This window comes from Paenibacillus sp. FSL R7-0179 (genome assembly GCF_038002265.1).
GTDB lineage: Bacteria > Bacillota > Bacilli > Paenibacillales > Paenibacillaceae > Paenibacillus_AQ.
In genome coordinates this window covers 968,373-989,954 of sequence record NZ_JBBOCC010000001.1, presented here as the reverse complement: position 1 = coordinate 989,954, position 21,582 = coordinate 968,373, and the positions used below count along the sequence as shown (strand labels likewise).

General features: G+C 52.2%; 24 protein-coding genes and 1 riboswitch. Of the genes, 22 read left to right on the top strand and 2 right to left on the bottom strand.

Going from position 1 to position 21,582, the window contains the following annotated elements:
- The first annotated feature begins 51 nt into the window (after positions 1-51).
- The 9 genes from MKX63_RS04260 to rsmI all read left to right on the top strand — a co-directional run bounded on the left by MKX63_RS04260 (position 52) and on the right by rsmI (position 7,560).
- Positions 52-1,908, top strand: a complete 1,857-nt coding sequence (locus MKX63_RS04260; RefSeq protein WP_341015484.1) for an aminotransferase class I/II-fold pyridoxal phosphate-dependent enzyme — start codon at positions 52-54, stop codon at positions 1,906-1,908.
- A complete protein-coding gene (tmk, locus tag MKX63_RS04255) occupies positions 1,909-2,550 on the top strand; it encodes a dTMP kinase (RefSeq protein WP_341015482.1) in 642 nt (213 codons plus the stop codon).
- Between the two features lie 114 nt (positions 2,551-2,664).
- Positions 2,665-2,994 (top strand): cyclic-di-AMP receptor, encoded by a 330-nt coding sequence (locus MKX63_RS04250; protein ID WP_340020653.1) that lies wholly within the window; start codon positions 2,665-2,667, stop codon positions 2,992-2,994.
- A 5-nt stretch (positions 2,995-2,999) separates the two neighbouring features.
- The gene (locus tag MKX63_RS04245) at positions 3,000-3,443 is read left to right on the top strand and encodes a YaaR family protein (protein WP_036723982.1); all 444 of its coding nucleotides are present in this window, start codon (positions 3,000-3,002) and stop codon (positions 3,441-3,443) included.
- 16 nt (positions 3,444-3,459) lie between these two features.
- On the top strand, positions 3,460-4,434 hold the full coding sequence (gene holB, locus MKX63_RS04240; RefSeq protein WP_341015480.1) for a DNA polymerase III subunit delta': 975 nt from the start codon (positions 3,460-3,462) through the stop codon (positions 4,432-4,434).
- A gap of 150 nt (positions 4,435-4,584) precedes the next feature.
- Positions 4,585-5,385: a PSP1 domain-containing protein gene (locus MKX63_RS04235; protein ID WP_341015478.1), complete on the top strand. Its 801-nt coding sequence runs from the start codon at positions 4,585-4,587 to the stop codon at positions 5,383-5,385.
- Between the two features lie 31 nt (positions 5,386-5,416).
- Positions 5,417-5,779: a DNA replication initiation control protein YabA gene (gene yabA / locus MKX63_RS04230; RefSeq protein WP_209994356.1), complete on the top strand. Its 363-nt coding sequence runs from the start codon at positions 5,417-5,419 to the stop codon at positions 5,777-5,779.
- Between the two features lie 102 nt (positions 5,780-5,881).
- The gene (locus tag MKX63_RS04225; RefSeq protein ID WP_341015476.1) at positions 5,882-6,658 is read left to right on the top strand and encodes a tRNA1(Val) (adenine(37)-N6)-methyltransferase; all 777 of its coding nucleotides are present in this window, start codon (positions 5,882-5,884) and stop codon (positions 6,656-6,658) included.
- Positions 6,655-7,560, top strand: a complete 906-nt coding sequence (gene rsmI / locus MKX63_RS04220; RefSeq protein ID WP_341015474.1) for a 16S rRNA (cytidine(1402)-2'-O)-methyltransferase — start codon at positions 6,655-6,657, stop codon at positions 7,558-7,560. The genes MKX63_RS04225 and rsmI overlap by 4 nt, the downstream gene beginning before the upstream one ends.
- Positions 7,561-8,078: 518 nt before the next feature.
- Here rsmI and MKX63_RS04215 read toward each other — a convergent pair.
- Positions 8,079-8,333: an AbrB/MazE/SpoVT family DNA-binding domain-containing protein gene (locus MKX63_RS04215; RefSeq protein ID WP_019914502.1), complete on the bottom strand. Its 255-nt coding sequence runs from the start codon at positions 8,331-8,333 to the stop codon at positions 8,079-8,081.
- A 274-nt stretch (positions 8,334-8,607) separates the two neighbouring features.
- On the opposite strand from MKX63_RS04215, the gene MKX63_RS04210 reads away from it, so the two are divergent.
- The 13 genes from MKX63_RS04210 to MKX63_RS04150 all read left to right on the top strand — a co-directional run bounded on the left by MKX63_RS04210 (position 8,608) and on the right by MKX63_RS04150 (position 21,195).
- Positions 8,608-9,891 (top strand): HD domain-containing protein, encoded by a 1,284-nt coding sequence (locus MKX63_RS04210; protein WP_341015472.1) that lies wholly within the window; start codon positions 8,608-8,610, stop codon positions 9,889-9,891.
- Positions 9,892-9,944: 53 nt separating this feature from the next.
- Entirely contained in the window at positions 9,945-10,715 is a 771-nt protein-coding gene (locus MKX63_RS04205; RefSeq protein WP_341015471.1) for a TatD family hydrolase, read from the top strand.
- A 199-nt stretch (positions 10,716-10,914) separates the two neighbouring features.
- A riboswitch (cyclic di-AMP (ydaO/yuaA leader) is annotated at positions 10,915-11,144 on the top strand.
- Positions 11,145-11,432: 288 nt separating this feature from the next.
- Positions 11,433-12,593, top strand: coding sequence for a 3D domain-containing protein (locus MKX63_RS04200; RefSeq protein WP_341015470.1), 1,161 nt, complete (start codon positions 11,433-11,435; stop codon positions 12,591-12,593).
- Between the two features lie 161 nt (positions 12,594-12,754).
- Complete coding sequence (gene rnmV / locus MKX63_RS04195) at positions 12,755-13,306, top strand: ribonuclease M5 (protein WP_341015469.1); 552 nt, start codon at positions 12,755-12,757, stop codon at positions 13,304-13,306.
- A complete protein-coding gene (gene rsmA / locus MKX63_RS04190; protein WP_341015468.1) occupies positions 13,303-14,187 on the top strand; it encodes a 16S rRNA (adenine(1518)-N(6)/adenine(1519)-N(6))-dimethyltransferase RsmA in 885 nt (294 codons plus the stop codon). The genes rnmV and rsmA overlap by 4 nt, the downstream gene beginning before the upstream one ends.
- Before the next feature lie 74 nt (positions 14,188-14,261).
- Entirely contained in the window at positions 14,262-15,170 is a 909-nt protein-coding gene (gene yabG, locus MKX63_RS04185) for a sporulation peptidase YabG (protein WP_341015467.1), read from the top strand.
- 270 nt (positions 15,171-15,440) lie between these two features.
- Positions 15,441-15,716 (top strand): biofilm formation stimulator Veg, encoded by a 276-nt coding sequence (gene veg, locus MKX63_RS04180; RefSeq protein ID WP_036696386.1) that lies wholly within the window; start codon positions 15,441-15,443, stop codon positions 15,714-15,716.
- Positions 15,717-15,860: 144 nt separating this feature from the next.
- Positions 15,861-16,040: a small, acid-soluble spore protein, alpha/beta type gene (locus MKX63_RS04175; protein WP_036723967.1), complete on the top strand. Its 180-nt coding sequence runs from the start codon at positions 15,861-15,863 to the stop codon at positions 16,038-16,040.
- A gap of 158 nt (positions 16,041-16,198) precedes the next feature.
- Positions 16,199-17,053 (top strand): 4-(cytidine 5'-diphospho)-2-C-methyl-D-erythritol kinase, encoded by an 855-nt coding sequence (ispE, locus tag MKX63_RS04170; RefSeq protein ID WP_341015465.1) that lies wholly within the window; start codon positions 16,199-16,201, stop codon positions 17,051-17,053.
- A 111-nt stretch (positions 17,054-17,164) separates the two neighbouring features.
- A complete protein-coding gene (purR, locus tag MKX63_RS04165; RefSeq protein WP_036723965.1) occupies positions 17,165-17,992 on the top strand; it encodes a pur operon repressor in 828 nt (275 codons plus the stop codon).
- Positions 17,993-18,201: 209 nt separating this feature from the next.
- Positions 18,202-18,489 (top strand): septation regulator SpoVG, encoded by a 288-nt coding sequence (gene spoVG / locus MKX63_RS04160; protein WP_036696395.1) that lies wholly within the window; start codon positions 18,202-18,204, stop codon positions 18,487-18,489.
- Between the two features lie 243 nt (positions 18,490-18,732).
- The gene (glmU, locus tag MKX63_RS04155; RefSeq protein ID WP_341015464.1) at positions 18,733-20,133 is read left to right on the top strand and encodes a bifunctional UDP-N-acetylglucosamine diphosphorylase/glucosamine-1-phosphate N-acetyltransferase GlmU; all 1,401 of its coding nucleotides are present in this window, start codon (positions 18,733-18,735) and stop codon (positions 20,131-20,133) included.
- A 108-nt stretch (positions 20,134-20,241) separates the two neighbouring features.
- A complete protein-coding gene (locus tag MKX63_RS04150; RefSeq protein ID WP_019914487.1) occupies positions 20,242-21,195 on the top strand; it encodes a ribose-phosphate diphosphokinase in 954 nt (317 codons plus the stop codon).
- A gap of 103 nt (positions 21,196-21,298) precedes the next feature.
- On the opposite strand, the gene MKX63_RS04145 is transcribed toward MKX63_RS04150, so the two are convergent.
- The gene (locus MKX63_RS04145; protein WP_445321814.1) at positions 21,299-21,505 is read right to left on the bottom strand and encodes a hypothetical protein; all 207 of its coding nucleotides are present in this window, start codon (positions 21,503-21,505) and stop codon (positions 21,299-21,301) included.
- Positions 21,506-21,582 lie beyond the last annotated feature (77 nt).

The following is a 21,582-nucleotide window of genomic DNA, read 5'->3' as shown; positions in this document are numbered from 1 at the left end:
TGGGTGTATTTGCGTTAAAATAGAAGGTAACCCCCAGGGAAGGAAGAATCTATGGACAAGCTACAGCCTGGCAGGGCACCTGTATACGAAATGCTGGAACAATATAGACTTAAGGGTAATATATCTTATCATGTGCCGGGTCACAAGAACGGGGAGGCTTACCGGAATACTGTCAGTGCAAAAAGTGCGGGATATCTGGCGGAAGTGATGCGTTACGATGTGACGGAGATTACCGGAACGGATGACCTTCATCATCCGGAAGGGGTAATAAGAGAAGCACAGGAGCTGGCCGCAGACTGTTATGGAGCAGAGGAGAGCTATATGCTGGTGGGCGGCAGCACCGCGGGTAATCTGGCTCTGATCCTGACGGTCTGTGCTGAGCCCGGAAGCCTGCTTCTATTGCAGCGCAACGTCCACAAGTCCGTAATCCATGGACTGATGCTGGCAGGAGCGCGTGCAGTCTTCCTGGAGCCGCAGATTGATCCGGGCAGCGGACTCGCCGTAGCGCCGTCGGCTGAGACGGTGCAGGAGGCGCTGAACGCCTATCCGGAGGCAGCCGGCGTCCTGGTCACTATGCCGAACTACTACGGCATGGGCATTGACCTTGCGCCCCTCGCGCAGGCCTGTCACCAGAGCGGCGTGCCGCTGCTGGTGGATGAGGCGCACGGTGCTCATTACGGGCAGCACCCGGCGCTTCCGGCCGGGGCGCTTGCAGGGGGTGCGGACGGCGTGGTGCAGTCCACGCATAAGATGCTGACGGCGCTGACGATGGGCGCCATGCTGCATGTACAAGGGCCATGGCTTGACCGTGCGCTGCTGCGGCAGCGCCTGGCCATGGTGCAGAGCTCCAGCCCATCCTACCCCGTGATGGCTTCGCTCGATCTGGCCCGGCGTCTGCTGCACAGCCAGGGCGCCGGTGCCTTCACGGCGGGGCTCGCCGCCGTGGATGTCCTGCGGCGCGGCCTGGCGGAGCTGCCGCGCTTCGGGCTGCTGCAGCCGGCTTCGCTGCTGCAGCCTGTCTGCGGCGATGCGGGCGCCGCAGGAGTGAATACGCCGCCGTTGCGCGGGGCGGCGTACGTGACCCAGGACCCCTTTAAGGCGGTCATTTATGACGCCGTAGGGGTCCTGGGGGGCTTCGAGCTGCAGCGCAGGCTCGAAGAGAGGGGGATCGTGCCGGAGATGAGCGACGACCGGCACGTGGTGCTGGCCTTCAGCCTCGGCTCGAAGGCTGAAGAGGCAGCGCAGCTGCTGGCAGCGCTGCAGGACATTGCAGCGCAGACCTCCTTGGCAGCGCCGCAGAAAGGCGGGGCCGCGGCCTCCTCAGACCTTGATCTTACCGCTGGTGCAGAATCTGTCACTGGCCTTGAACCTACCGCTGGCGCAGAAGCAGTCACTGGCCCTGAGCCTACCGCTGGAACTAATCATATCTCTGATCTTCAAATTGTCACTGACCTTGATCTTACCGCTGGCTCCGGCCAGTCTACTTACACGGACACCGCAGCTCATGCTTCCCAAGGCGGAGAATCCACCTCCAGCACACGGACCGCAGCCCAGGCAGCGTCATATAATAGCAGAGAAGGAGATTCATCTTGCCCAGCGGATATTTCCACGTGGAACAATTTCGACATTCCGGCAGTATCAGCTCCGGTAGCGTTCTCTACCCGGCCAGTGGCTGAGGGGGAGACAGAGACTATAGCACTTGAGACAAGTGCGGGCAGGATTGCGGCGGAGATGGTTATTCCCTATCCGCCAGGCATTCCGCTTTTATATCCCGGAGAGAGCATTGCTGCGTCCGTCTGTGACAGGCTGATCCGCCTGCGAACAGGCGGGGCGAAATTCCAGGCCTGTGCTGATCCGGCCTTACAGCATATTAAGGTATACAACATTCAGAAGGGCGGAGAAGTATAAGTGAAGCGAGAAGGATTCTTCATTACACTGGAGGGAGGCGACGGCTCAGGCAAAACAACCGTACTGGGCAGGGTGGCAGCTTATCTGCAGAACCATTCCATGCCCTACTTAATCACCCGTGAACCGGGAGGCATTGAGATTGCCGAGAAGATCCGCTCTATTATCCTCGACCCGGCGCATACGGCGATGGATGCCCGGACAGAGGCACTCCTGTATGCGGCAGCAAGAAGCCAGCATCTGGCGGAGGTGGTAGAGCCTGCTCTGCGGGAGGGGATTACTGTGCTCTGCGACCGTTTTGTAGACAGCAGTCTGGTCTACCAGGGGTACGCCCGAGGGCTGGGCATCGAAGAGGTGCGGGAAATTAACCGGTTCGCGACTGGCGGGAGAATGCCCGATCTTACCTTTTACCTGGATGTAGATCCCGAGGTGGGCCTGTCCCGGATTGCCGCCAACCAGAACCGGGAAGTGAACCGGCTGGATCTGGAGAGCCTTGAGTTCCATCAGAAGGTAAAAGCGGGTTATGAGCTGGTAACCAGCTCCGATCCGCAGCGGATTGTGGTGCTTGATGCGAATCGTCCCATCCATATGGTGGAGCAGGATATTGTACGTGTACTGAAGGACAGGATATTAAAGGATTTCTAAGGTGTTTTGTCAAATAAACAATAGAGGTATAATGATTGAACAGGGCTTCTCTCCAGATTGAATCAATACTGTGCGGAAAGCCTGTGAACATAACTAATAGGAGGGGATACGAAGATGAATTTGATCATTGCAATTATCCAGGATAAAGACAGCAACCGGCTATCCAGTGAACTGGTGAAGGCGAACTTCCGTGCCACCAAGCTGGCCAGTACTGGCGGATTTCTCCGTGCGGGTAACACTACCTTTTTGATTGGGGTAGATGATATTCAGGTGGATGCCGTACTCACTGTAATCCGTAACAGCTGCAAAGTGCGCGAGCAACTGGTCACTCCGGTTACGCCGATGAGCGGCACGACAGATTCCTATTTGCCGCTTCCTGTTGAAGTGCAGGTGGGCGGAGCTACCGTATTCGTACTTCCCGTCGATCGTTTCGAGCATTATTGAGCATAATGAAGATCAACCCGGGCTACAGGCCCTTAAAAAGCGAAATGCTGACCACGGAGGCTGAGAGGCGTCCGGTCCAGCAAAAAAACTTCAACGATGTATTTCAACAGCAAAGCCAGCAGAAAACTATAGATGAGTTGAACCGTCAGATTAAAGATATCCAGCTGCAAGGCGACCGGCTCTCCAAATCCATGACTGTACGTGAGCTGTCGATCTACCGGAACCTGATCAAACGGTTTCTGGAGGAGACGGCCCGCCGCGGTGTGATCCTGAAGGACACCAAGGGCTGGGACCGGCGGGGCCGCGGCAAACGCTACAAGCTGCTTGAGGAGGTTGATGCGGCTCTGCTGAATATGGCAGATGATCTGCTGGACAGCGAGCAGGGCCGGATCGATCTCCTGGGACGGGTTGGCGAGATTCGCGGACTGCTGATTAACCTTTCTTTCTGACAACTTGGAGGAGCCTATGTCTTTTCATGAACTATTAGGCCAGGAGGATGCCAAGCGGCTGCTTCAGAATGCCTTACGTAAGGATGCTGTCAGCCATGCCTATCTGTTCACGGGTCCGGCAGGCAGCGGGCAGGTGAAGATGGCACTGACGTTCGCCCAGGCGATATTCTGTACCGCCAGCAAGGACGATGCCTGCGGAGAGTGCCTGGAATGCCGCAAGGTGGAGCATGGCAATCATCCTGATCTAACCCTGCTGCGTCCCGACGGGGCCAGTATTAAGATTGACCAGATTCGTGAGCTTCAGCGTGTTTTTTCCTACCGCTCGGAAGGGATTAACCCGAAGGTCTATATTATAGAAGGAGCGGACAAAATGACGGTGCAAGCCGCCAATAGTCTGCTGAAATTTCTGGAGGAGCCGCCAGCCCCGGCGGTTGGTATTCTGATTTCGGATAACAGCAGTTCCCTGCTTCCGACGATCCAGTCCAGAACCCAGCGTATTCCGTTTAGCCCGCTGCATCCGGATATTATGCTGCAGGCGTTGTCCGGTGAAGGGGTTCCGGTGCCGCTGGCGCGATGCGCGGTATCACTGACGGCCGGTCTTGACGGCTGCAGGGAACTTTTGGCACAGAATTGGTTTGCAGAAATGAGAAATCTAGTGTTACAATTAGCGAAGGAGTCTCTGGGCAAGGGCAGCACTGCAGTGGCAACTGCGGGTTCGAAGCTGTTCAAGACCGGACTTGGTGAACATTTGGATACTCTATTCAGCATGTTCCACTTATGGTTCAAAGATATGCTCTACTTCCTGCACCGAAAGCACGAAAGTATCGTTTTCATAGATCAGTTAGACTTTATTTCGAGGGCTGCCCGTCAGAGGAGTACGCAGCAGTGGGTGGCTTATATGGAATATGCGGCGGAGAGCAAGCGGAAGCTGCGTTCCAATGCCAATGCCCAGCTGTGTCTGGAGCAGTTTTTAATCCGGCTGGAAAGCTAGAGGTTCGGGTTATTTATAATAGATCCTCCGGGATATAATCCTCAGCCCTGGAAAGACCGGGTATAGCGGACGAGGAAGGACAAGCATGGATCATCAGGGAAGCAGTCTTGCTTAAGGGTTCCTTTTACCGTCAAACAAGGGGGTTAATTTTTGTACAGCGTAGTAGGTGTCCGCTTCAAAAAAGCGGGTAAAATATATTATTTCGATCCGCTTGATTTCCCGATTGAACGCGATCAATGCGTGATTGTAGAGACAGCAAGAGGAGTCGAATACGGTAAGGTTGTCGTAGGCAAAAAAGAGGTGCAGGAAGCTGACGTTGTACTGCCGCTCAAGAAAGTCATGCGTATTGCCGGCGAGACCGACGCGCGCGTGGTGGAAGAGAACAAGGGTGCAGCGAAGGATGCTTTTACCACCTGTTTAAATAAAATCCGCGATCATGGCCTCAAAATGAAGCTGGTGGATGTGGAGTTTACGTTTGACCGCAACAAGATTATTTTCTATTTCACGGCCGAGGGCCGCGTGGATTTCCGCGAGCTGGTGAAGGACCTGGCCAGTATTTTCCGTACCCGAATTGAGCTCCGGCAGATTGGTGTACGTGATGAAGCCAAGATGCTGGGCGGACTAGGCCCATGCGGACGGGTGCTCTGCTGCTCCTCCTGGCTTGGTGATTTCGAGCCGGTGTCCATCAAGATGGCGAAGGATCAGAATCTGTCGCTTAACCCGACCAAGATCTCGGGATTATGCGGACGGCTGATGTGTTGTCTGAAGTTTGAGCATGATAATTATGAGAGCACGAAGGAAGAAATGCCGGCTGTAGGCAAAATGGTCGTTACTTCAATGGGGGACGGCAAGGTAGTCGGTATCAATGCCGGCAGCCGTACAGTTCATGTGCAGCTGTTTGAAGTGGGTAAAGTTAAAGAACTTCCAATGGATGATGTTGTCGTCAAGTAAACCATTATAAGGTTACTTTCGGGGTGGAAACTTGGAGAAGAAAAATATATTTACACACATGCAGGAGATGGAAGCGCAGATGGATGAAATGCGCACCACTCTGGGCGATTGGAAGCAGACGGTCAAAGAGCTGATGGAAGCAAATCAGAAGCTGAGTCTGGAGAACGAGCAACTTCGTATCATATTGAAAAGGGAAGCGCCTGTAGATAAGGCCGCACTGTCTGCGGAGGCGGAGGCTATACTTGCTGCCGAAGGGAAAGAGGAGGTTGTCGGGGAAGGCTATGATAACCTGGCCCGGCTGTATCACGAAGGCTTCCACATCTGTAATGTCTACTTTGGGCATTTGCGGACGGAAGGCGATTGTCTGTTCTGCCTTTCTTTTCTTAATAAATGAGGATATCCAGCCGTAGGAGATTGTCGCCTACGGTTTTTTTGAATGTAAGGCTATGCTTCCGGAGCATATGCTCAACAAAAACTTTTAGGAGATTACATTACAATGACCCATTTAATAAACAATATACCAGTACCCTTGCATGAAGCAGAACGGATCGATGACCTGCTCACCCATGATCTGAGAATTATCCAGAGTGATGAAGTATTCAGCTTCTCGATGGACGCCGTGCTGCTTGCACGGTTCGCGGGTGTACCGCCGCGCGGACGGGTGCTTGACCTGTGTACGGGTAACGGAGTAATTCCTATGCTGCTGACTACACGGACGAAGGCCTCGATTGAAGGAATCGAGCTTCAGCCCCGTCTGGCAGACATGGCCCGGCGCAGTGTATCGCTTAACGGTCTGGAGGAGCGGGTGAAGATTCATGAGGGCGATTTGCGGGAGCTTCATCATACAGCGGGCTATGGCGTATACGATGCGATCACGGTGAATCCCCCTTATATGCCGCTGAATGGGAGCGATCTGAAGCTGAATTCTCATCAGGCGATGGCCCGCCATGAAATCGGTTGTACCCTGGAGGAGGTCATTCAAGCCTGTGTCCGGCTGGTCCGTACCGGAGGCAAAGTTAGCATGGTGCATAAGCCGCAGCGCCTCGCGGACATTATCAGTCTGATGCGGAAGCACCGGCTGGAGCCGAAGCTGATCCGCTTCGTACATCCCCGCGCCCATCTGGAAGCAAATATGGTTCTGATTGAGGCTGCGCGTGACGGGAGGCCGGAGGTGCGTTTACAACCGCCTTTAATCGTATATAATGAGGACAATCAATATTGCCCTGAGATTATGGATATTTATTACGGGAACAAAGAGGATACGAGCCAATGACCATACAATGCCAAAGCAGCTTTCAAAATAATAATGACGGAGTGAAGCCCGAAGGATGCGGAAGTCTGTATCTGGTGGCTACGCCGATTGGCAATCTGGAAGATATGACATATCGTGCAGTACGCATGCTGAAGGAATGCGATATTATCGCCGCTGAGGATACTAGGCAGACGCGTAAGCTGCTGAGCCATTTTGAAATTACACCGTCCATGCTGTTCAGTTACCATGAGCATAACAAGGCTGCCAGTGGACCGGAGCTGATACGCTATATAATAGAAGGTAAAAATTTGGCACTCGTCAGCGATGCCGGTCTGCCGGCGATTTCCGACCCTGGTGCTGATCTGGTAGCTCTGGCTGTCAGCCAGCAGATTCCGGTGATTCCGGTGCCTGGGGCGAATGCAGCATTGTCGGCTTTGATTGCCTCAGGACTGCCTACGGCCAGCTTTACATTCATCGGCTTCTTACCTAGGGAGCGCAAGGATATCCGTGCCGTTCTGACACCTCTGCGTTCTGCCCAAGGGACACTCCTCTTCTATGAGTCCCCGCACCGCGTTGCCAAGACCCTTGTTCATTTGCAGGAGGCCTTCGGCAACCGCCGGATCACACTAGCGCGTGAGCTGACTAAGCGGTATGAGGAGTTCCTGCGCGGAAGCATTGAGGAATGTCTGGCCTGGCTGGAGGAGCATCCCCCGCTTGGCGAATACGTGATCGTGCTGGAGGGAGAGAGTAAAGAGGAGGCCGAGCTGGCCGAGTCTTCCTGGTGGCGCCAGCTTAGTACCGGGGAACATGTGGCTCACTATGAAACCTCAGGCTTAACGCGTAAGGATGCTATGAAAAAGGCAGCGTCCGACCGTGGTTTGTCCAAGCGTGATATTTATAATGAACTGCTGGAGCGGAGTTAGAACACTGCGGTCTGTAGTTATTCCAATTCCAGAAAAAACCTAAAAATGGGTTTAATCATCTGAACATCCAATGAAATAAATGTATTACGTACACTTATATGGATTGTTTTGTCCCTTTTATTGGTTTTTTAATGTAGTTTATTACAACTGTTCCAATCGGGGGGGTGTTCTTTATGAGCGTTTGGCTTAGCGTAACGGACTGAGGTGCTTTTATCCGGGAAGAAAGTCGTCACTTGGGCGATTAACGGACCCCAAGGACCTTATCCCCTGCCATTCAGCTCCAAAACGACTCGTAGAAGGACGATAAGGTCGTCTGAGTCCGTTACGCTGCAAAAGGTGGCGTTCTCGTGGGAATAAGGTCTTTTCGGTCCGTTAGATTTTTTTTAAAAAAAGGGGTATCCGGGGAAAGTCCCCAAAAAGCACATAAAAAAAATACCTCCCGCGCGAACGGGAGGCCAAGGAGATATAAAAAGGTTAGAATTAACAATTGGATTAGTTCCTATTATACCCTATTTATTTTAGTTTGTCACAGGGGTAGGGATAGCCGAAATGCATTCATGGCAAACAATTTTACCCTTGAAGTAAGTTACATTCTCAGCATTGCCGCAGAAAATGCAAGCAGGCTCGTATTTCTTAAGCATGATCCGCTCACCGTCCACGTAAATCTCGAGCGCATCTTTTTCTCCAATGCCCAGGGTGCGACGCAATTCAATTGGAATAACGACCCGTCCAAGCTCATCTACCTTACGTACAATTCCTGTTGATTTCATCATTACAATCGTTGCTCCTCTCAATGTTCAAAAGCGTCATTATTCGACATTCTTCACTGTTTTATGATATTTATAATACCAACCATTCCCAAAACAGTCAACCTTTTTTCAGGCTAATTTTAAGGAATCTTTTGAGACTACATTTATTCCGCGTTTGACCGGGGAAATCACTCTAAAATAGCTTATGAAGATGTTGTCGATTTGGCAGTGTATAAATCGCTATTATTCGACAAATAGCGACAATGTAGTATATATAACAAGAAAAGGAGATGATTTCATGAAGCAACCGCTGTCAGAAGAGAAGGTATTTAAGGACCCGGTTCACAATTATATCCACGTACAGGACACTATTATCTGGAGACTGATCAATACTATGGAGTTCCAGCGTCTGCGGCGCATCCGGCAGCTGGGCACCTCCTATTTGACCTTTCATGGGGCGGAACACAGCCGGTTCTCCCATTCTTTGGGGGTATATGAGATTACGCGGAGGATTATCTCCCAGTTTGAACGGAGCGGCTACAAGGACTGGATGCCGGAGGAGAGACTGCTTACCCTATGTGCGGCACTGCTGCATGATTTGGGGCATGGCCCCTTTTCACATTCTATAGAAGAAGCTTTCGAAATGGATCATGAAGACTGGACCTGCCGTATCATTCTGGAGGATACAGAGATCACTGCTATTCTGCGTGATGTGGCTGAAGATTTCCCCGGTAAAGTGGCCTCGGTCATCTCTAAAACCTATGAGCATGAAATTGTTGTCAATTTGGTGTCGGGACCGCTTGATGCTGACCGGATGGATTATCTGCTGCGGGATGCCTATTATACAGGGGTGAATTATGGAACCATCGACATCGACCGGATTCTGCGGATGCTGCGTCCTTATGACGGCCGGGTGGTTGTGAAGGAATCGGGGATGCATGCGATTGAGGATTACCTGATGTCGCGGTATCAGATGTACTGGCAGGTCTATTTCCATCCGGTAACCCGCAGCTCAGAGATTATTCTCAGACAGATTCTCCGCCGGGCCAAGGAACTGGTGCAGCAGCAGCATGCCTTCCGTTTCATGATCGAGCCTTTAAGTGATCTGTTCAGCGGAGAGGTAACGGTCGGGCAGTATTTGCTGCTGGATGAAGCCTTGATGCAGACTGCCTTCATGCAGTGGACGCTGGAGGAGGATGAGATCCTGAGCGACTTGTGCAGCCGGTTTATCCATCGTAAACTGTATAAATATGTAGAGATGGAGCATCTCGATGCAGACAGAATTGGCGAAATCCGCCGCAGCTTTGCCGGTGCGGGACTCCGGCCCGATTATGACCTGGAAATTGATTATCCCACCGATCTTCCTTATGACGTATTCCGTCCGGGAGACGGCTTTGACAGCAAGCAGATCCTGCTTCTGGACAAGCATGAGCGGCTGAGGGAAATCTCCGAGGTCTCGGATATTGTCCGCTCCATCAGCGGTATTCACCGCGGCAGACACCATCTGTATTTTCCGCAGGATAGGCTGCAGAAAGCCCTTCCACAGCTGCCGGCGTCCATCGCAGAGATTTTTGCCAAATAACCGATCAAGCTTGGAATTATAGATACAATAACAGGCCGAAAGGATGTAATGTAATGCAGTTATTCGACACCCATACCCATCTGGACGCTCCACAATTCGACGAAGACCGCGAAGAGGTCATTGCCAGGGCACTGGAAGCTGGCGTCAGTAAGATGATCAACATCGGCTTTAACCGGGACACGATACCGACGACCATGCAGCTTGCCGAGAAATATGATTATATTTATGCAGCTGTTGGCTGGCATCCTCAGGATGCCATCACGATGAAGGACGGAGATCTGGAATGGATCGCCTCCCTGTGCACTCATCCCAAGGTGGTTGCCATCGGTGAGATTGGACTGGATTACTATTGGGACACCTCCCCTAAGGATGTGCAGCATGAAGTATTCCGCAAGCAGATCGGGCTGGCCCGTGAGCTGAAGATGCCAATCTGTATTCATAACCGCGATGCTCATGAAGATGTGATCCGCATCCTACGAGAGGAGAAGGCAGGCGAGGTTGGCGGCGTAATGCACTCCTTCTCCGGCAGCTGGGAAAGTGCCAAAATGTGTCTTGATTTGGGCTTCCATCTTTCTTTTGGAGGACCGATTACGTTCAAGAATGCACGTGTGCCCAAAGAGGTGCTTGCCCAGACTCCGCTGGACCGGCTGTTGATCGAAACCGACTCCCCATATCTGACTCCGCACCCCTTCCGGGGCAAGCGAAATGAGACTGCTCATGTGAGACTGGTAGCGGAGGCGGCCGCGGCAATAAAAGGGATTGAATTACAGGAATTGGCGGAAATTACGTATGCGAACGCACTGGAACGATTTGGAATACTCTGAAAACGGGAGTAAAAGCGGTGAAAAATGAAGTATAGCGGATATATTAAACTTTTATAACGGAAAAACGGCCGATTATTACAATATTTTAATCATTTTTTTACGTAAACGTGGTTGAATCGTCCTTTACAACATGTATCAAAACAGGATATCATCTTTTCAGTGCAGTGAGCTGTTGTAACTGTGACAGTCACTAATTTCATGGATCGTCTCGCTGAGTCTCCGGAAGTGGAGAATGGGGGAACCAATAATGCTCTGCCGCATGAACGTACAAGAGTACTAACGCAGAATTGCCGCAGGCATTATTTGATTTCTTTACGTGGTCTTGGGGTGAATTTGAGGGCAACCGCCGTGAGCGGGTGACCTGAGATAGGGCGTCTCTCTTATGTCCGAACCCGACAGCTAACCCCGTAAGCGCAAGTAAGAGAGGAAACCTCGTGCATAAGCATTCCGACGTATTCGACACCGGGAAGCCACGAAAGAGTCCTCTATGAACTCTTTTTTAGGCTTCTTTTGTTTTGAATAATGAGGATGCTCCCGGCATACTGTTATATAACAGATCTCCGGAGTACCTATGCCGAGCAGGCGATCCATGAGCAGGAAACGCTGAAGCAAGTGCGGGCGTATCCTGTTGCAAACTCAAACCTAGTTTCGTCAGAAATGATACAGTCTACCTTGATATAACTTGGACGACGGGGCTATGTAAGGAGGATGGAAAGAGTGGGCGTATTCCAACCAGAGGTATCCCATGATTCGCAATCATCCAGCAGGTCTTTCGCATTACGGTTGAAGCAAGTAAATCCCCGCGTAGTTTTACTTGCCGGTGTGGCATCGATTGTTATCGCACTGTTAATACTGCTGTACGTACACGGTCTGAGCAAAAAAGAAATTACCCTAGTAATAGACGGACAGGTACAGACACTGGAGACGCGGGAAACGCTGTTCAGTGATGTGCTGGCTAAGGAACAGATTACGCTGCAGGCGCATGATGAATTATCTATTGGCCTTAGTGATGAAATAAAAGACGGCGACCGTATCGTGATTAACACTGCGCAAAAGTTCGCTCTTACCGTAGACGGAAAGACCGAGACGTTATTTACGACCGAGGATACCATTGGTCAGGCCATCAGCAAGCTGGGCTACAGCCTGGAAGGCTTAGACAAGATTTACCCTTCGCTAGACACCGCAGTATCTGCAGACATGGAAATCAAAATTGTCCGGATTAACAAGCATGTGGTCCAACGGACAACTAATTTGCCTTTCCGGGTCATTAAGACAGCAGACCCCTCATTGACCAAGGGAACCGTAAGAGTGGCACAGGCAGGTAGGCCTGGCGTAATGATTCAGCACATCGAGAAGATCTATCAAGATGGCGAGCTGGCATCCATGCGCATGATCGGCAAGGAAGTACAGACGGTTACCAAGGACAAAGTCATTGCCATTGGAACCAAGCCGCTTCCTAAGCCCGTCGTAGTTACTGCCAAAGTCTCCAAACCTGTAACAACCTCCAAGTCATCTAAAGCCAGCGCAAAGGCCAGCAATGTTACCAGTAAGGCTGGTGTGGATTTCGAGTATAAAAGAATGATCAAAAACGTATCCATGACCGCGTATTCGTCGCAGGAACCGGGTATTGGAACACGTACTGCCTCCGGCACACGCGTAACGGAAGGCCGCACTATAGCTGTAGATCCCAGTGTTATACCAATTGGCTGGTGGGTGTACATTGAAGGATTAGGGTTTCGCCGAGCAGAGGATACCGGCGGTGCCATCAAAGGCAACAAGGTGGATGTCTATTACGATTCGCTGAGCCATGCCCGTAATTTCGGCCGCAAGTCGCGCACACTTTATGTGATCGGACCTGTGAAGCCGGAGCTGAACTAAAAGTAATGTCTTTTGCAAATTAACGGTTAATACGATATAGTGAGGGAAGCACTTACGGAATTTTAGAGAGCTGCCGCTCATCACTTATACATTCTTTAGCCAAAAAGAAGGGGAGCGAATCCTCTTCTTTTTGCGTTCTGGAGTAAGGAGTAAAATTATTTATGATTAAAGAGCTAATTGTGGTTGAAGGGAAAAGTGATACCGTTGCCGTTAAGCGGGCGGTTGAGGCCGATACAATTGAAACCGGGGGTTCGGCAGTGGATAGCAGGGTCATTGCCAAGATCAGGCTGGCCATGGAGCGCCGGGGTGTTATCATTCTTACCGACCCGGATCATGCCGGAGAGCGAATCCGCAAAATCGTCGCGGCCAAGGTGCCGGGCTGCAAGCATGCCTTCATCCCGGAGAAGGATGCTACCCGCAAGGGGGATGTCGGAATAGAGAATGCTTCGCCTGAGGCTATCCGCCATGCGCTGGAGCATGTACATACCTCCTTCGAGGGGGCACCGGCTATCATCGGGCTGGATGAACTCATGGCCGCAGGGCTGATGGTGCATCCCCGGGCGGCTGAGCGCAGAATGCAGCTTGGCAATCTGCTCGGTATCGGTTATTGCAATGGCAAGCAGCTGTACAAACGTCTGGCGATGTTCGGCATTACCCGCGAAGAATTCGCGCAGGCCCTCGCCCAAATTGATCAGGGAGGCATTACTTCATGAGCGGTATCGAGAATATCTCGTCCCCAACAAGAACCAAAGCGATAATTCAGCGTTACGGATTCTCCTTCAAAAAAAGCCTGGGCCAGAACTTTCTGATTGATCAGAATATTCTGGATAAAATCGTGGATGCCGCCGGACTGGACAGCACAGCCGGTGCGCTTGAGATTGGGCCGGGGATCGGAGCACTGACGGAACGGCTGGCGATGACAGCCGGGGCTGTCACTGCGGTAGAGATTGACCGCAGGCTGATTCCGATTCTTAGAGATGTCCTGTCGCCATATTCCCATGTGAAGATCCGTAACGACGATGTGCTGAAGGTGAATCTGCAGGAGCTGTTCGCTGAGGATTTCGCGGGCAGGGACCGGGTTAGCGTCGTAGCTAACCTGCCGTATTATGTGACTACTCCCATCCTGATGAAGCTGCTGGAGGAGAAGCTGCCGCTGGATAATATCGTAGTCATGATCCAGAAGGAGGTTGCTGAGCGTATGGCGGCGTCTCCAGGCGGCAAGGAGTACGGCAGCCTGAGTATTGCCGTCCAGTATTACAGCGAGCCTGAGCTGGTCTGCATGGTGCCGCGTACAGTCTTCATCCCGCAGCCGAATGTGGAATCGGCTGTGATCCGGCTGAAGGTCAGAGAACGTCCACCGGTAGAGGTAGCGGACGAGAAGCATTTCTTTGATGTGGTTCAGGCCTCCTTCACCCAGCGGCGCAAGACGATTGCAAATAATCTTAAGGCCCGCTACTTTCCGGAAGAAGGGCGGGAGCGCCTGGAGGCGCTGCTCTCCGAAGCCGGAATTGAACCGTCGCGGCGCGGCGAGACGCTTAGCATTGAAGAGTATGCGCGGCTCAGTGCGGTTCTTCTGGCCGCAGGTATCGCATAGAATACAGAAAACCCTCCCGGTGGATGAACCAACCGGGGCCTTTGCCCATAACATGGGGTAGAGGTGGTGTTGTAATGAATCTAGGAGACTTGGTCATTCGTAAATCCTATGGCGGCGATGTGACCTTCCGGGTAGACAATATATTGCAGAATAGAGCAGTCATTAAAGGCACGGAGTTTCGTCTTCTGGCGGATTCCCCGCTGGAGGATCTGGTTCAGGTGCCTCCTACACGGGTTACCGAGCGGGGAGCGCGTGCGCAGATCAAGGCAACAGAATCACTAAGCTGGCTTCGTAAAGACCGGCAGATCCAGAGCCAGCGGAGCGGTGAGAGCGTATCGGGGTCTACGGGGACCTGGGGCCCATCTCCGAAGGAGGCGGCTTACTTTGAAGTGCCGGGCAAGGTCCTGCATTTGGACGGGGATGCGCTCTATCTGAAGAAGAGCCTGAGCCTCTACGAGCAGCTGCGTATACCGGCGGAGGGACATCACGTCAACGAATCCAAAATGGCGGAGACGCTGTACCGTCTGCTGCCCCGAGTGCGTCCTGATATCGTAGTGATTACCGGCCATGATGGAGTACTTAAGCAACAGCAGAATTATGATCTGTACAGTCTGAGCAGTTATAAGAATTCACAGAATTTTGTGGCAGCGATCCGGGTGGCCCGTGAATATGAGCGAAATTTCGATGCCTTGACGATCGTAGCCGGAGCCTGCCAGTCGCACTTTGAGGCTCTTCTGGGCAATGGTGCCAATTTCGCCAGCTCCCCGGGCAGAATACTCATTCATGCTCTGGACCCGGTGTATATCGCGGCCAAGGCCTCTTTTACCTCCATCCGGGATACGGTGAACTTAAGCGATGTACTGAGCCATACGATCAGCGGCAATCAGGGGATGGGCGGAATAGAGACGCGGGGCAGCTTCCGGATCGGAATGCCCCAGCTCCAGAACCTGGCTACGCTGAAGGTTGCACCTTCCGTGCTGTAACCGGGCAAGCGATAACTGAACAGGTCGAAGGAATAGGGTAAGCATTCGTGCTTATCCTATTTTTGCTGTTAAGGAAGCAGCTTCTGACACAAGATGACCAAGGGAGCAACCAGTCATCATTACAGATAACAAGGTGTTTAGATCAGGACTTTCTTCGCCTAAAAAAATTCCGTTGACAACTTTTTTGTCATCATCTATAATTATTTATTTAATTTGACAAGTGGTTATAGAAGTTGTATAATGGACAAGGAAAGAGGTGGTCGTCAGGCAATGGCTAATAACGCGCTGTTGGAAATTAAACGCAGTCTTGAAGCTCACGTCGGTCATAAGATCACGTTGCGGGCTAACGGTGGCCGTCGGAAGACCGTTGAACGCACCGGTGTCCTGGAAGAAACGTACCCTTCTGTATTTATTGTCAAACTCGATCAGGAGCAGCAGACATTCAAGCGTGTCTCCTATAGCTATGCCGATATACTTACTGAATCTGTGGAAATCACAGTTACCGAAGACGATGGGCAGATGCGGATTATGTATATCAAAGCTTAGCGTCATGACAGTCTCCCTTGCAGGGGGGCTGTTTTTTGCATGTTGGGGTCTTCCTGAATTCTGCTGAATGACACTGGCCTTCTGGCTGCATACTATACAGGCAGTACGTTCATCATAGAGCAGCATACAAGGGAGGAATTCGTAATGAGCCGCAGAAGACGGAGCATGATGTCGGAGGAATTGAAGACGGAGCTGGCGAAGGAGCTTGGGTTCTACGAAACGGTTGAGCAGGAGGGCTGGGGCGGGATCAGGGCAGTGGACGCCGGGAATATGGTGAAGCGGGCGATTCAGCTGGCAGAGCAGGCTGCTGCGCGGAAATTGTAAGTTGTTATAGCGGTGTCATGCCGCACCGGGTATCGCCTGCGGGCGGTACCTTTTCTGCTTCTTAGAACCGGATGTATATTTAATGGACTTCATTGTCAGTTTCTCATATAATATGTTAAGTTGTTTTGTACGGGAAAAGCTGAGGGTGGGTGAACGCCTTGAAAATGTATGAGAAGGCACCGGCAAAAATTAATCTGATGCTGGATGTGCTGCATAAGCGGGCTGACGGATTTCATGAAGTGGAAATGATAATGACAATGGTCGATCTGGCGGACCGTCTGGAGCTGTCGGAGCTGAAGCGGGATTCGATTATTATCTCAAGCCAGGCCGGATATATTCCGCTGGATGAGAAGAATCTGGCCTTCCAGGCGGCAAGGCTGATCAAGGACCGGTATAACGTCAGAAGCGGAGTACATATCCATCTGGACAAAAGAATTCCGGTCGCTGCCGGCCTCGCCGGCGGCAGCAGCGATGCCGCGGCTACGCTGCGCGGCCTGAACCGTCTCTGGCGCCTGGGCATCCCGGTGCACGAGCTGCAGGAACTGGGCGCTGAGCTGGGCTCAGACGTCCCGTTCTGCGTCACGGGAGGTACTGCCCTGGCTACGGGCAGGGGCGAACGGCTGACTCCAATCGCGAATCCGCCGCAAATGTGGGTCATCCTGGCGAAGCCGCCGATCAATGTATCGACGGCAGAGGTATACGGACGCGTGCGCGCCGGCAACATAGCGGTGCATCCGTCCGCACTGCGCATGCAGCAGGCTCTGGAGGCCGGTGACTTCTCAGCCGTCTGTGAGGGTCTTGGCAACGTGCTGGAGGAAGTGACGCTGAAGCTCCACCCTGAGGTGCAGCAGCTCAAGGAAGCGATGCTGAAGCTGGGTGCAGATGGCGTGCTGATGTCGGGGAGCGGTCCGACCGTATTTGGTCTTGTCTCCAAGCACTCCAAGGTGGCCAGAATTTATAACGGGCTGCGCGGATTCTGTAAGGAAGTCTATGCAGTGCGTTCACTTAGCTAAGCGGAACGGGACCCTGCTCTGATAACGGCGGCAAAGCGGTTTTCGCTTGTGTAAATCCGTACAATAATGATATTATTCATAGTAATATTCGGTTTTGGCGAGGAGCATTCCGTGAAAAAACTTAAACGAAGCCAACGGCTAGTTGATATGACCCAATTTTTACTGGAGAAGCCGCATGATCTGCTGCCGCTGTCTACTTTTGCAGAGCGGTACGGCGCGGCGAAGTCATCGGTCAGCGAGGACCTGGCTATTATAAAAGAGGTATTTGAAGGCGAAGGAATGGGCGAGCTGCAGACACTGGCCGGGGCAGCAGGCGGAGTGCGGTATATTCCGCGCATGCCCATGGACATGGCGCTTGCCTTCGTGAACCGTCTGTGCGGGCAGCTTGAGCAGAGTGACCGGATTCTGCCCGGCGGTTATCTGTATATGTCGGATTTGCTCGGCCTCCCGTCCCTGATGGAGCAGGCCGGCAAGATCATTGCTACAGCCTTCTACGGTGTGGAGATTGACGTCGTCATGACGGTGGAGACCAAAGGGATTCCGCTGGCGTATGCAACGGCTGCTCAGCTGGGACTACCGGTTGTGCTGGTCCGCCGTGACCATCAGGTGACGGAGGGCTCAGCTGTAAGCATCAACTATGTGTCGGGCTCCCATAAGAGCATCCATACAATGTCTCTGTCCAGACGGGCGCTGCGCGAGAAATCCCGGGTGCTGATTGTCGATGATTTCATGAAGGCGGGCGGCACTGTACGCGGCATGGTTGATCTGCTGGGTGAGTTCAATGCAGAGGTCGCAGGCGTAGGTGTGCTGGTAGAGTCCGGCGATGTGGAGAATGAAGAGCGTCTGCTGCATGACTACGTGTCACTGGTGAAGCTGACAGAGGTGGACTCCAAGGTGCGGCGTATTTCGGCGTTTCCGGGCAATTATTTCTCCTCCTGAACGAGTGATGAGGCCGGTTCTGAAAAGTAGGGCATAATGTCGAAACTGTGAGGATTCATAAGATAACTGCACGAAATCTGTCGAAATTGACGGTTCTGCAAAAATAATCTTCTTAATCAGGCATTATTTGGAATGAAAAAGAAGGAATTCGCTTTGCTGTGTGGAATTATACACCAAGTCTCTGATGGAAAAAGGTGGTGAACACACACATGCAAATTACGGATGTCAGACTCCGCCGCGTTAACTCTGAGGGGAGAATGAAAGCAATCGCATCCATTACAATCGATAACGAGTTTGTTGTTCATGACATTCGCGTCATCGACGGGAATAACGGGATGTTTGTTGCAATGCCCAGCAAGCGTACACCTGACGGAGAATTCCGCGATATCGCACACCCGATTTCTTCGGGAACGCGCGAAAAGATTCAATCTGCGGTTCTGGCCGAGTACGAACGTGCCGCTACGGAAGAAGAGGAAGTTATTGAAGAGGGAGCTTAAGCGGTGAACCGCTGACTCTCCGGGAGTTGCTGCCTCCCCAAGGGCGGCACAGCCCACACCGCATTATATGTTTCGGGGTTCCCGCAAAGTACCCGGGTCAGCCTTGGAGCCAAAGCCTCACTTTGTGGGGTGATTTTATTGGGGTTCGAAGAAAAGGGAACCATGCCTGCATGGTTCTCTTTTCTTTTTGCCCGGAATGAGATATATTCAGTAGTGAGTTCAAGAAGTAGGAGGTTGGCATTCTTGAAGAGAATGGCTGTTGTACTTGCTGCAGGTCAAGGCAAGCGCATGAAATCTAAATTATACAAGGTACTGCACCCTGTCTGCGGCAAACCCATGGTAGGGCATGTGCTTGATACAGTGAAGGCGACCGGATGCCAGCGTAATGTAGTTGTCGTAGGGCACGGCGCCGAGAAGGTTAAGGCATATTTAGGCGGGGATGCCGAATATGTGCTGCAGGATGTCCAGCTGGGAACCGGCCATGCCGTCAAGCAGGCCAAGGATCTTCTGGGCAGTGAAGAAGGAACCACCATTGTTATCTGCGGCGATACGCCGCTTGTCATGAGCGAGACACTTGAAGGCATGATGGCTTTGCATGAAGCACAGAATGCCGCTGCAACAGTCCTTACTGCTGTTATGGAGCAGCCTGCCGGATATGGCCGGATTATCCGCGGCGAAGACGGCGGAGTGCTGAAGATTGTGGAACAGAAGGACTGCACAGAGAGTGAAGCTGCGGTTCACGAGATCAATACAGGGACGTATTGTTTTGATAATGCTAAGCTCTTTGCCGCTCTGGAGAAGGTTACGAACACCAACAACCAGCAGGAGTATTATTTGACGGATGTTATCGGCATACTCCGGGCGCAGGGCGATATCGTTCTGGGTTATCAGGCCCATGATGCAGCGGAGTCCATTGGTGTAAATGACCGCCTGGCTTTGTCTGAGGCCGAAGGCTATATGCGTCAGCGCATCAACCGGGGGCATATGCTCGGCGGAGTCACTATCATCGATCCGGCTTCCACCTACATCGGGGCAGAGGTTGAGATTGGAGCAGATACGGTGCTGTATCCAGGCACGGTACTCAAGGGCAAGACAGTGATCGGCGAAGATTGTGTGATCGGTCCGGCAAGCGAAATTGAAGATTGCGTGATTATGGACGGAGCGGCTGTGAAGCATTCCGTGCTGAATCAGGCTCAGGTCGGCACACGGGCTTCCGTTGGGCCTTTTGCGTATTTACGTCCCGGCACCGTTCTGGGTGAGGGTGTTAAGGTCGGCGACTTCGTGGAGATCAAGAATGCTACAATCGGCGACGGCTCCAAGGTATCTCATTTAAGCTACGTCGGTGATGCTGAGGTCGGCAAGAATGTCAATATAGGCTGCGGCGCGATCACCGTTAATTATGACGGCTATAATAAGTTCAGAACTGAGATTGGCGATGATGCCTTCATCGGCAGCAATGTGAATCTTGTTGCTCCGGTTACAGTGGGCAAGGGCGCATTCATTGTCGCCGGTTCCACTATCACGCGTCCGGTTTCGGAGAACGATCTGGCGATTGCCAGAGCAAGGCAGGAGAATAAGCCGGGTTATGCAGAGAAGATCCGCTCCCGGGCCAAGGCGAAGAAAGACCAGCATAGTCCATTGTAAAGCGTGTAAGCAGAAAGCAGCTGTAGGCTTAGAGCGCCGGACGGACTTCTTGCACTTCCGCGCCGGTGCTTTGGCCAGTTAAATTCCGTCACGGAGGGTTTATATTTTATGACTTATTGTGATTCCAAACTCAAGATTTTCACCTGCAACTCCAATCCTAAGCTGGCCAGCCAGATTGCTGATTATATCGGCATTCCGATGGGCGAGTCCCATACAACCAGCTTCAGTGACGGAGAGATTCAGGTTAAGCTGTCGGAGAGTGTCCGGGGCTGTCATGTCTATATTGTACAGTCCACCTGCGGACCGGTGAACGACAATCTGATGGAGCTTCTCGTGATGGTAGATGCGCTTAAGCGTGCTTCCGCGAAGAGCATCAATGTCGTGATTCCTTACTACGGGTATGCCCGTCAAGACCGTAAGGCCCGTTCCCGTGATCCGATTACGGCCAAGCTGGTAGCGAACCTGATTGAGAAGGCGGGTGCACACCGCGTCATTACTATGGACCTTCATGCGATGCAGATTCAAGGCTTCTTCGATATTCCTGTGGATCATCTGCTGGGTGTTCCGATTCTGGCCCAATACTTCCGTTCGAAGCAAATTCAGAATCCGGTGGTCGTCTCTCCTGACCATGGCGGTGTGGTGCGGGCCAGAAAGCTGGCAGACTTCCTTAACGCTCCGCTGGCGATTATCGACAAGCGCCGTCCTGAACCGAACGTCAGTGAGGTCATGAACATTATTGGTAATATTGAAGGCAAAACGGCGATCCTGATCGATGATATCATCGACACGGCAGGAACAATTGTTCTGGGAGCCAATGCTCTGATGGAAGGCGGCGTGAAAGAAGTCTACGCCTGCTGTACGCATCCTGTATTATCCGGTCCGGCGCATGAACGTCTGGAAAACTCTCCGATCAAAGAAATCATCGTGACGGATACCATTCCAATTCGCAGCAGCAACCCGACCTCGAAGCTCAAGGTGCTGTCCGTAGCCCCGCTTATGGGCGAAGCTATCATTCGCGTGCATGAAGAGCTGTCGATCAGTAAGCTGTTCGAAATCGAATAGACCGCAGGCAGATCAGCAGAAAAAGGGTTACACCTTTCGTCAAGCGGAAGATGTAACCCTTATCGGCGTGATGCAGCGGCTGGGACCGAGGCTCTTATAAGCCTCAATATCCCGGACGGGAGATGAAGGTGAAGAGACTGCGGTTGTACAGCGTACCCTGCAGCTCTACGAAGCCTTCGTCTACCGCTGTAATTACACCGATGTCTACGTGCACGTTCCCCCTATAGACTTCAACAGGCACAGCATATTGAATATGGTACTGGAAATGGCGCTGCAGTGTTAAGATATCGCCCTGATGTGGCATGTTCATCACCTGTCTCCGGAGTATAAACTTATTGTACCAAAAACGGAACTCTTCTGCTGAGAGTACCGGGTGGAAAGGAAAAA